11 protein-coding genes are annotated in these 11,822 nt (G+C 36.4%); all 11 read right to left on the reverse strand.

Annotation, left to right across the window (positions count from 1 at the left end; genetic code table 11):
* Window positions 1-1,108: non-hydrolyzing UDP-N-acetylglucosamine 2-epimerase (gene wecB / locus ACINWC323_RS17525; protein ID WP_032880886.1), on the reverse strand; the 1,108-nt coding region annotated here is incomplete at its 3' end.
* Between the two features lie 13 nt (window positions 1,109-1,121).
* On the reverse strand, window positions 1,122-2,180 hold the full coding sequence (locus tag ACINWC323_RS17520; RefSeq protein WP_005228300.1) for a glycosyltransferase: 1,059 nt from the start codon (window positions 2,178-2,180) through the stop codon (window positions 1,122-1,124).
* A 22-nt stretch (window positions 2,181-2,202) separates the two neighbouring features.
* Window positions 2,203-3,294, reverse strand: a complete 1,092-nt coding sequence (locus tag ACINWC323_RS17515; protein WP_005228298.1) for a glycosyltransferase family protein — start codon at window positions 3,292-3,294, stop codon at window positions 2,203-2,205.
* A gap of 24 nt (window positions 3,295-3,318) precedes the next feature.
* Window positions 3,319-4,185 carry a hypothetical protein gene (locus ACINWC323_RS17510; RefSeq protein ID WP_050560461.1) on the reverse strand — a complete coding sequence of 289 codons (867 nt, stop codon included), beginning with the start codon at window positions 4,183-4,185 and terminating at the stop codon, window positions 3,319-3,321.
* Window positions 4,186-4,189: 4 nt separating this feature from the next.
* The gene (locus ACINWC323_RS17505; protein WP_009506933.1) at window positions 4,190-5,299 is read right to left on the reverse strand and encodes an O-antigen ligase family protein; all 1,110 of its coding nucleotides are present in this window, start codon (window positions 5,297-5,299) and stop codon (window positions 4,190-4,192) included.
* Complete coding sequence (locus tag ACINWC323_RS17500) at window positions 5,286-6,563, reverse strand: lipopolysaccharide biosynthesis protein (protein ID WP_009506928.1); 1,278 nt, start codon at window positions 6,561-6,563, stop codon at window positions 5,286-5,288. Before ACINWC323_RS17500 ends, ACINWC323_RS17505 begins: the two co-directional genes overlap by 14 nt.
* A gap of 7 nt (window positions 6,564-6,570) precedes the next feature.
* Entirely contained in the window at window positions 6,571-7,650 is a 1,080-nt protein-coding gene (locus tag ACINWC323_RS17495) for a DegT/DnrJ/EryC1/StrS family aminotransferase (RefSeq protein ID WP_005228291.1), read from the reverse strand.
* Window position 7,651: 1 nt separating this feature from the next.
* Complete coding sequence (gene wbpD, locus ACINWC323_RS17490) at window positions 7,652-8,230, reverse strand: UDP-2-acetamido-3-amino-2,3-dideoxy-D-glucuronate N-acetyltransferase (protein ID WP_009506930.1); 579 nt, start codon at window positions 8,228-8,230, stop codon at window positions 7,652-7,654.
* A complete protein-coding gene (locus tag ACINWC323_RS17485) occupies window positions 8,227-9,177 on the reverse strand; it encodes a Gfo/Idh/MocA family protein (RefSeq protein ID WP_005228287.1) in 951 nt (316 codons plus the stop codon). The genes wbpD and ACINWC323_RS17485 overlap by 4 nt, the downstream gene beginning before the upstream one ends.
* Before the next feature lie 26 nt (window positions 9,178-9,203).
* Window positions 9,204-10,499, reverse strand: coding sequence for a Vi polysaccharide biosynthesis UDP-N-acetylglucosamine C-6 dehydrogenase TviB (gene tviB / locus ACINWC323_RS17480; RefSeq protein WP_005228285.1), 1,296 nt, complete (start codon window positions 10,497-10,499; stop codon window positions 9,204-9,206).
* Between the two features lie 219 nt (window positions 10,500-10,718).
* On the reverse strand, window positions 10,719-11,822 hold a 1,104-nt coding region (wecB, locus tag ACINWC323_RS17475; protein ID WP_009506931.1), incomplete at its 5' end, for a non-hydrolyzing UDP-N-acetylglucosamine 2-epimerase.

Raw genomic sequence — 11,822 nt, forward strand, 5'->3', positions numbered from 1 at the left:
AAAACTGAATAATCTGCTGACAGGCTGTACCATCGCCATACGGATTATGTGCTGCAGCCATTTCAGCATAAACATCAGGATTTTCAAGCAATTCTGCTACCGACTGTTCAATCGCAGCGATCTCTGTTCCCACTAAACGCACTGTGCCAGCCTGTACAGCTTCAGGTCTTTCTGTGGTATCTCGCATTACCAGCACCGGTTTACCTAAAGAAGGTGCTTCTTCCTGAATCCCGCCAGAGTCAGTCAGAATCAGGTAACTACGATTCATTAAATAGACGAAAGGTAAGTAGTCTTGAGGCGCAATCAGATACACATTGTCAATATCGGCTAAAAGTGCGTTTACCGGTTGCTGTACATTGGGATTTAAATGCACCGGATACACAATCTGGATATCCGGATATTTTTTTGCCAGATTCGCTAAGGCCTGACAAATATTTAAAAAACCCTGGCCAAAGTTCTCACGACGATGACCCGTCACCAGAATCAGTTTCTTCTCTTGCTCGAGAAATGAGAACTGCTGTTGAAATTGTTCGACCAGTGTTTGATCTTGCTCAACCTTTTGTTTGACTTGCAATAGCGCATCAATCACGGTATTACCAGTCACGACAATAGTCGCTGGATTCACATTTTCTTTAATCAGGTTGTCATAAGAGGATTGTGTGGGTGCAAAATGATAATTTGCCAATACCCCGGTTAATTGTCGATTAGCTTCTTCCGGCCAAGGCGAATATAAATCACCTGTACGTAGCCCAGCCTCAACATGCCCTACTTTAATTTTATGGTAATACGCAGCTAAGGATGCGGCAAACGTGGTCGCGGTATCACCATGTACCAAAATTACATCTGGCAGCCATTGTTCAAACACCTGCTCCAGACCTTTAAGTACTCCGGAGGTCACATCAGAGAGCGTTTGTCCTGGCTTCATTAAATTCAAGTCAAAATCAGGTTTTAAACTAAATAGCTCCAACACCTGATCTAGCATCTGCCGATGTTGTCCGGTTACACAGACTTTGGTCTCAAAATCTTGCGAATAGTGTTGTAACTTTAAAGCCAAAGGCGCCATTTTTATCGCTTCTGGCCGAGTTCCAAATACTAATAATACTTTCATACTTAACACTCAATTACGATAAAATAAAACTAAGTTCTTTTAAGGCAAGTTCTTCTGGATTAAACCTGTCAACCTGTTCAAACTCGCTCAAGGGAATCAAATCTAAGATATTGATTTTTTTATTTAAAAAATCATTATTTTTAATAAAATAAACATTTGAAAAACCATCTAACATTTCATGACAAACTGGTAAATCAGATACAATAGTTGGAATGCCATAACTAGCCATTTCACACATCATTACTCCTTGTGCATCAAGACGAGTAGGCATGACAACAGCCTTATAGTTATCCAATAAATCAGGGATGCTATTTTGTGGTATAAACTTATCAATATGCCGTACGTTTTCAGGCAAATCATTATGTAAAAAATAGTCGCCTCTTCCATATATATCAAAAGATAAACTAGGATTTGCCTTAGCTAAGGCTACCACTAAATCTACAGCATATTTTGAACCATTTAACGGTCTTATAGTAATAAAATCCGAATAGTTTTCTGTTTCTTTATACTTATACTTTCTTTCATAAAAAGAGTAATTTATTGGATTATGAACAATAATTTCTTTAGAAGAATAACTAGCTTTCAAACATTTATTTGCCTCTGACCTCATCCACTCACTAACATATATAATTGAGACTTTATCAGAATTAAGGATCTTATTAAGTATTTTTAATTTAATTTTATCATAGAACCATCTGAAAAAAGAATTTTCAGTAGACTTTTCCCATTTATAAGGTTTTGGATAGTATTTCCCTACCTCTAAAACCTCATGACCATGGAATACAAATATTATTTTTCTTATTTTAGTTAAATTTTTAAACAAAAATAAAATATGGTTTCTTATGTTGGGTGCATGTGAGACAACCGAGTCATATTGTGATAATTCCAATACACTATCGGGAGAAACAACATTAATACCCTCATACACATAATTAGTCTTTGCACTAAAATTTAAAACAGTTACTTTTACATTTTTCTTTTGATATTCTAAATTTCGGCTATGTACAAAAGCTAAATTATAAATATTTTCAGGACTAGGATAAGACTGAGCTAAAACAAGTATACTTTTCACAATAATTCCTTACAAAACTTTATTAACAATCAGATAGATCATGTATTACTGTACTGGCTCGACTCTTCCATGTTTCTGTCTTACTAAATTCCAATATTTTTTTTGTTTTACTAATAACATCCATAGACTCTAAGCCAGTAAGTAATTCAACCAATGACTCAACCGTATAATCAATTGACCACCCAATATTATTAGAGCTCACAATATTACCGACCAATGTATCTCTACAACAAATTATAGGTTTATTTCTTCCAATATATTCATACAATTTAAAAGGAACAGCAAATTCCCAATAGCTCTTAGGTTCGACAAATAAAACTCCAATATCAGCATTTTTATATAATTTATCTAACCCTTCAGCACTTTCATGAACTACTCTAATATTATTAGGGATACTGTCGTAGCTAAATTTTGCATTACTCCAGTCCAACTCTCTTGTACAAACTGTTAATTGAATCTCTGGCATTAATTTTAATGCGTCAAATAATTTATGAAGTTTATAACCTTCACCAACTCCACCCACATATAGCAATTTTATACTTTCAGTTAAAATTATTGGCTTCTCAGAAAAAGATATATCATGCGCTGGAGGTAAAGCTTTAAATTTATTTGAATCAATAAAATCAATATACTTACCCATTTCCAATGATGGCAAATATAATACATCAATATATTTATTATATGATTTCAAATCAAAATAATAAAAAAATAAAGCAAGTTGCTTCTTGTACCAAGGTAAACCCAATCCATAGTGATCAAATTTCCAATGAATATCTCTATAAAACAAACCAATTTTTACATTATTTTTTTTCAAAAAACGGAAGAAATTAAAATCCATAAAAGGATGAAGTGGCAAATGATGAGTATCAGTTAAAGCTGTCGGCATTGTTGATGACTCAGAATAAACAAAATTATATTTATAACCTTTTTTAATCTTACGCTTAATAATATTTATTGCTTCACGACGCTCATCAGAATATCCAACCACCAGGTCAATATTACAACCTAACTCTTGAAAAGCTTTTAAAAGTTTAATTGGCCTAATTCCACTTGCAGATTTAGCTTGAAAATCTAATGGGAAAGGACAATGGAAAATAATATTAAAATCTTTCATATATAACCACTCAAAAATATAGATTTACTGTCTATTAGCTATATTAACAATTGCTTTGTAAGACGAATGATTAATATCAAATATTGCAGATTTTCTATTATCATCTTGAACAGCAGCACCACTTTCCCATATCACAACTCCATTAGCACCTAATAGTTTTAGATTCTGTATTACAATAGACATTTCATGTTCAGTCAGAGGAGTTATTTTAAATCTACCGTTAACATTTTCCCATGTACTCAATGAAACAAAAGGTATAATTTTTATATTGTATTTTTTCGAATAACGTTTTGCTTCCGACATATTAAATTTAGCCTTATCATTCCAAATATTTATATCTTTTAAATCATAAAAATATAAAGTAGGAGCTAAAAAATCCACATTTTCGGCAATCTCTTCGTATTTATTATTTAAGCTAGAAATTTGAATTTTACCACTTTTATTTAATATTTTATTTGGGCTTTTTTGTGGCAATACACCGTAGACACCAATAGGTGCAACTCCACCATATTTCTTATATAACTTTAAAGCATCTAATATTACAGGTAAGTTTGTTTCTGGTTTACTAGCTTCACCAATTTCAATATCAAAGCAAATCGGTATATTTGGGTTCTTTCTTGAATCCTCAGCTATTATTTTTATTTTTTTTGGATCAGCCTTATTATTAGTTAATATTTTTTGAGGATAAATTACATTCATTTTTTTAATTTTTAAAGTAGCTAGATATTGTTGAAACTCCTCAGTATCTTTTGTACGAATAACCTCACCCTTATCATTTTTATAAAAACGCCAATTAATAAATTGATACACATCAAAAGCCATTGCCTGTGATGATAAAGTTATAAACACAATACTTGCTATACATAGAGTTAAACTAAGCGACTTGGCCATTATTTCACCTTTTTGTAGAAATTGCACGATATAACAATCCAAGAGCAAAAAAAGGAATTAACCAATAATAACTCTTAGCTACTGCCACACCTATAATACCAAAAGTACTTGTAGAAAAAATGAAGATATTGTAGTCGGTTCTATCTCTAAAATTTAAAATACAAAACTTAATATAGAGCCAAATTAATACAAATAAAAAAACAACTCCCCATATTCCAAAATCTGATAAAAAGGATAAATAGTTATGAGCATATGCGCCCTCCCCATAAACTTTACGATATAATCCAAAATCTCCCACTATGGGATTTTGTAAAAAAGTATTATATCCAAATTCATTTAGCTCTTTTCGGACATTTAAAGAAGTATCCTCTTCTGAGTCAAAAATCAACCTAAGAAATCTATTATCCCCATATCTAACGATTGTTGAGTTCAGCTCAATAATAAACATTACTAATATATAAATCACTGGAGGTATGAAAATTGAAAAACGCATAAAGCCAAATTTTATATAAACTAAAATAATAGCAATTAAAGAGTAAATCATTAATCCTGCACGAGATCCTATTAGATATAAAGCATAACAGGAAATGCCTATTGTTATTAAAGTTAAAAAGAAACGCTTTTGGTAAGAAATTAAAAATAATGAAGTTATCACAAACGCATCTGAAAGCCTTAAATAATTCCCATCAGATGAATACTTTAAGACAAGTAAGCTCATTATAAGAAATAAAAATGTAATTACATACTTAATCGAAACATCATTTCTTTGTTTAAAATAATCAAATAAAATCATTCCTGTAAAGAAAATTCCAACTGTTTTAAACCAAAATAAATAATCTACGGCAAGAGAGTTTTGCGACAACAAGATAAAGAAAACAAACCCACCCAACAGCCCAAACATATATATATCTGAAAATTTTATTTTTTTGTTTAAGAAAAACACTCCTATTAAAGTGAAAGATAATAAAGTACCTAAAAACCCTATCGGAAAGCCAAATGACACAACACTGCTTGCAGTATATGCTATATAATCAAGTGGAAATATTAATAAAAAAGCAAAAAAGGCCAATAGATTAATATTAAACTTATTAAAATCCATTTTATTTTCTCTCATAAGCCTTCAATGCTGTTAAAATCACTATTAAGTAAAGTGCATAAAACATAAAACCAGATAAAACATAATAAAATATTATCCAATTAGTTTGACAAATAGCAATCAAAATTAATATTAACACTCTCATTACAAAGCCTAAAATCTGTAAATAAAGTGCTTTTTTTTGTTCCCCTATTACATGCAGAGACATAGATACAGGAGAAGATAAAATTTGCATAAAATACCAAGGAATCATCGCTAAAATATAATATCCAACTTCACTCCATTGTTCCCCTAGAATTATTCCAAATATATATGGACTAATTAAGGCTAATATAAAAAAAGGTATGAAAATAATTTTTAAGATTTTTTTTATAACATCTAATGTATACTCATATAACTTACAATCTTGATGATACTTAGGAGCATGAGAAAGATAAACTTGAGACATTGCTGACCCTATAAGTCCCATTGGAATCCCTAGTACTTTCATCGCCAACATTAAAAAACCGACTTCCGGCCCTAATAAAAAATATGCAATAATAATTAATGGTAATTGAATTGCACTCGTATTTGCTAGCGCTTCAAAAGTTGAATATTTAGGAAAGTCTTTATATTTATACAAAGTTAGTTTTAAACTTGAATTTTCTTTAACTTCTTTTAAGTCTTTATAAGCACTAATGCTTAGTTTTAGTAAACCTCCTCCAAAACTAAACAATTGCCCTAGAATTAGTCCACCAAAACTTCCTGATGTAGCGCCGACTACAAGACTGGCTCCATTTCCAGAAATAGCTTGAGTCATACGAGTTTTCGCAATTTCTCTGAAACGTTTTTTGCGTGTAGACCAGTACTGTAGCGTAGAATAAATTCCTGATAATAAGACACCTATCGGGATAAACCATAACCAGAAAGATAGTTGTTGAATAACATGAAATCCTTCTAAAAAAGGATGAAGTAAAGCCAAGAGAATGTATAAAAAAACAACAAAAACAATATTAATGATAAACGCTAGAAGCAATAAGTCCTTAGCCTCTCTATCGCTATCTGGTATAGGAATAGCAATTTCAAGTCTTAGACATGCAATAACTGATAAGATTGATACGATCGCAATATAAACGCCTAAAATAGTATAGTCTTCCGGACTATATAATCGTGTAAGGATAGGTAGACAAATTAGTCCAATAACTTGCGCAAAGGCTGTACCACCTACAAGAACAGAGACAGCTTTAAAAAAGCCTCCTTGAGCATTGAGCTTATTATTAATTTTTACAAGAAGGCTTTTCACTTTTACATCAACCTAAAGCTTGAACAATTTTCTCTTGAGCTTCGACCGTCAAGTAGGGATGCATTGGCAAGCTCATAACTCTTTCCGCAATTTCATCACCGACGGGCAAACTCACACTTGCATCAGCCACTGCAGGTTGTTTATTCAATGGAATCGGATAATGTACAGCCGTTGGAATTCCTTGAGCTTTTAGTTTTTCCTGAACATCTGCACGATTATCGACCTGAATCGTATATTGTGCCCATGCACTGGTGTTATCTGGCTCAAGATATGGCGTTGTCTGGATACCCGCCTGATTAAATAACTGGTTATAAACTTCAGCTACTTTTTGACGTGCCTGCATTTCATCATCCAAAATTTCTAGTTTTGGTAACAAAATCGCAGCCTGAATGGTATCTAAGCGACTATTCACGCCCACACGGATATGATGGTAACGCTTATCTTGCCCATGACGTGCAATTTGGCGAATCACTTTAGCCAACTCATCATCGCTGGTAAAAATAGCCCCGCCATCGCCATAGCAGCCCAATGGCTTACTTGGGAAAAAGCTGGTACAGGCAACCGTACTTAAATTACAGCTTTTACGTCCTTTGTAAGTTGCACCAAAACTTTGTGCAGCATCTTCAATTACCGGAATACCATACTTTGCAGCAATCGCGTTGATTGCATCAAAGTCAGCACACTGGCCATATAAGCTCACCGGAATAATGGCTTTTGTGCGAGGAGTAATGGCAGCTTCTAGTTTTTCCGCATCCAAGTTATAAGTTTTAGGATTAACATCCACATAGACTGGCTTCGCACCTAATAAAGCCACTGTTTCCGCGGTCGCAATATAAGTGAAGCCTGGTGTGATTACCTCATCACCTGGACCAATACCAAATGCCATTTGTGCAATTTGTAAGGCATCGGTTCCGTTGGCGCAGGTAATACAGTATTTCGCACCGACATAGGCAGCTAACTTTTCTTCCAGCTCAGTTACTTCTGGACCTAAAATGTATTGACCATGCGTCAATACATTTTGAATACCTGCATCAATTTTATCTTTAATTCGATGTTGCTGTGCTTTTAAATCAATAAAGTCAATCATATTAACCTTGCTTTGTCAGTGTCGTTCCATCAAGTTGGTAAACTGCGCCTGTATGCGAGCAGGTCACCTGTGCCTGTCCCTGCAAAGGAAGATCTAGTTGCTCACCAAACTCACTCATCCAGCCAATTTGTTTTGCAGGTACACCCACCATCAATGCATAAGCAGGGACATCTTTATTCACGACTGCACCCGCCCCAACAAAAGCATATGCGCCGATCGTTACACCACAGACAATGGTACAGTTCGCGCCTAATGTGGCACCCTTTTTCACCAGCGTGTCACGATATTGATCTTTACGCTCTATCAGCGAACGCGGGTTATACACATTGGTAAAGACCATGCTCGGCCCACAGAATACGCCTTCTTCCAGAACGACATTATCGTAAACCGATACATTGTTCTGGACTTTACAATGGTCACCAATAATGACGCGGTTACCCACAAATACGTTCTGACCCAGAGACACACCTTTACCGATTTTGGCGCCGCCACAGACATGTACAAAGTGCCAGACCCGTGAATCTTCACCGATTTCTGCGCCATCATCCACTATGGCCGTTTCATGTTGATAAAAGCTCATGCTTTTTTCACCTTTGCCAATAATGGATGAGGATTTTCCGGATTTTCAACAATAGGAGAAACACGGATCACTTCAACAGTCTCAATTGCTGCACGGTTTTCTTCAACCCCGTAACCCTTACCTTCCAGTACACGCTGGTAGCTTTGGGTATGAAGATCGGTAAAGCCGCCAGAAAACTCAAGTTCTTCATTTTCAATGGTAATACTGCGATAAGTCAGTTTTTCACCTTGTACTGCATTGTCTGGAAGGTTATTGGCATCAATCGACAGGAACCAGCGTACGCGCGCACGTTCGTATTCCAGATAACCTGAAGCCGTTTTTTCATCGCGGAAATGCACTTCATTTTTAACAATTTTGCCAAAAATAAAATGCAGCATGTCATAGAAGTGCACACCAATATTGGTCGCAACTCCACCCGATTTGTTGTCTACCCCTTTCCAAGATTTTAAATACCATTTACCACGAGAAGTGAGATAAGTCAGGTCAACATCAAATACCTTATCTGCCGGTGCAGCTTGAACTTTATCGCGCAGGGCAATAATAGACGGATGTAAACGTAACTGTAAAATTGAGTTTACCTTAGCACCATATTGCTTTTCATATTCAGAAAGCATATTTAAATCTTCTGAATTCAGTACCAATGGTTTTTCACAAATCACTTCAATACCGTTTTTTAACGCATATTTCATGTGAGGGGCATGTAGATAGTTGGGTGAGCAGATCGCAACATAATCCAGCTTTTCACCTTTTAATTTTTGGTCTTCTACATAGGCTTCAAATTCTTCAAATTCAGTAAAGAATTCTGCTTCAGGGAAGTGACTGTCCATAATTCCGACAGAGTCATTTACATCCATGGCTACAGCCAAAGTATTGCCTGTTTCCTTGATTGCTTTCAAATGGCGGGGTGCGATATATCCAGCCGCACCGATAAGAGCAAATTTTTTCATCGTTTCACTTCTTTTCAATTTTTAAATTATAGACGGAAGACTGTAAAACCCTGTTCAGTCATGCTGATACGGTCAAATAAACCTTTGACATCGGCAAGAACAGGTTGATTAGTGCGCACATAGCTTTTTAGCTCGGCTGCAGACAAGTTACGGAATTCATTATGTCCCACCGCAACAACCAGTGCATCGACCGGATGTTCTGCATTGACCTGACCTAATTCAACTCCATACTCATGCTTGACTTCGTCAGCATCTGCCCACGGGTCCGCAACGACCACTTGAGCACCCCAGGCTTCGAATTCTCTAATCAAGTCCGCGACTTTACTGTTACGGATATCCGGGCAATTTTCTTTAAAGGTAACGCCGAGTACACCTACTTTTGCACGAGGCACATCAATACCATTTTGTAGCATACGCTTGATGGTATTACGCGCGACATAGCGTGCCATATTGTCATTAATACGACGACCGGCCAGAATAACCTGTGGATGGTAGCCCACTTCTTCCGCTTTATGGGTTAAATAGTATGGATCGACACCAATACAATGCCCTCCTACCAGACCTGGGCGGAATGGCAAGAAGTTCCACTTACTGCCAGCAGCTTCAAGCACATCTATGGTATCAATACCCAGACGATCAAAAATCACCGATAGTTCATTCACCAAGGCAATGTTTAAGTCACGCTGTGTGTTTTCGATAACCTTGGCTGCTTCTGCAACTTTAATACTTGATGCTTTATGGGTACCGGCAGTAATAATACTGGCATAAACCGCATCTACTTTATCTGCAACTTCGGGCGTACTACCACTGGTGATTTTTTTAATCTTGGTTAAGGTATTTACTTTATCGCCAGGATTGATCCGTTCTGGACTATAACCCGCAAAGAAATCCTGGTTAAACTTTAGGCCTGAAATTTTTTCGAGTACAGGAATACAGACTTCTTCGGTAGCGCCCGGATAAACGGTGGATTCGTAAACAACGATATCGCCTTTTTTAATCACCTTGCCTAAGGTTTCGCTCGCTTTTCGTAAAGGTGTCAAGTCTGGACGATTCACCTCGTCAACCGGAGTCGGTACAGTCACAATAAAAAAGTTACAGCTTTTTAAGTCTTCTAAATTTGCGCTATAACTTAAGTTGGTGGCTTGACTTAATTCTTCTGGTGAAACTTCCAAAGTATGGTCTTGACCACTTTTAAGTTCATCTATACGTTTTTGGTGGATATCGAAGCCCACTACAGGAGTTTTTTTGCCAAATTCTACTGCCAATGGCAAACCTACATACCCTAAACCAATAATTGCTATTTTCAATTCGGCAAGTTGCATCACAATCAGCCTATTCCTTTATAAAGTTTACATCAGTATCAAATGATTTTTTCAGGCCTAATGCTTCACATTAAACGTCGTGCGTACTATAGCAAATTTTTTAAGACTCCCTCATTTCAATTGTATGATTGTGTTTACTGAAACTTATCAATCATTCTTATCGCTTTATAAATGAAATCAAGAAAATTTATAAAGCTGAGTCATATACCGGCATCTTCATTATGAGACTTGAAGCAAAAACTGAATAATCTGCTGACAGGCTGTACCATCGCCATACGGATTATGTGCTGCAGCCATTTCAGCATAAACATCAGGATTTTCAAGCAATTCTGCTACCGACTGTTCAATCGCAGCGATCTCTGTTCCCACTAAACGCACTGTGCCAGCCTGTACAGCTTCAGGTCTTTCTGTGGTATCTCGCATTACCAGCACCGGTTTACCTAAAGAAGGTGCTTCTTCCTGAATCCCGCCAGAGTCAGTCAGAATCAGGTAACTACGATTCATTAAATAGACGAAAGGTAAGTAGTCTTGAGGCGCAATCAGATACACATTGTCAATATCGGCTAAAAGTGCGTTTACCGGTTGCTGTACATTGGGATTTAAATGCACCGGATACACAATCTGGATATCCGGATATTTTTTTGCCAGATTCGCTAAGGCCTGACAAATATTTAAAAAACCCTGGCCAAAGTTCTCACGACGATGACCCGTCACCAGAATCAGTTTCTTCTCTTGCTCGAGAAATGAGAACTGCTGTTGAAATTGTTCGACCAGTGTTTGATCTTGCTCAACCTTTTGTTTGACTTGCAATAGCGCATCAATCACGGTATTACCAGTCACGACAATAGTCGCTGGATTCACATTTTCTTTAATCAGGTTGTCATAAGAGGATTGTGTGGGTGCAAAATGATAATTTGCCAATACCCCGGTTAATTGTCGATTAGCTTCTTCCGGCCAAGGCGAATATAAATCACCTGTACGTAGCCCAGCCTCAACATGCCCTACTTTAATTTTATGGTAATACGCAGCTAAGGATGCGGCAAACGTGGTCGCGGTATCACCATGTACCAAAATTACATCTGGCAGCCATTGTTCAAACACCTGCTCCAGACCTTTAAGTACTCCGGAGGTCACATCAGAGAGCGTTTGTCCTGGCTTCATTAAATTCAAGTCAAAATCAGGTTTTAAACTAAATAGCTCCAACACCTGATCTAGCATCTGCCGATGTTGTCCGGTTACACAGACTTTGGTCTCAAAATCTTGCGAATAGTGTTGTAACTTTAAAGCCAAAGGCGCCATTTTTATCGCTTCTGGCCGAGTGCC

Origin of the sequence: Acinetobacter sp. WC-323 (genome assembly GCF_000314615.1) — a bacterium.
GTDB lineage: Bacteria > Pseudomonadota > Gammaproteobacteria > Pseudomonadales > Moraxellaceae > Acinetobacter > Acinetobacter courvalinii.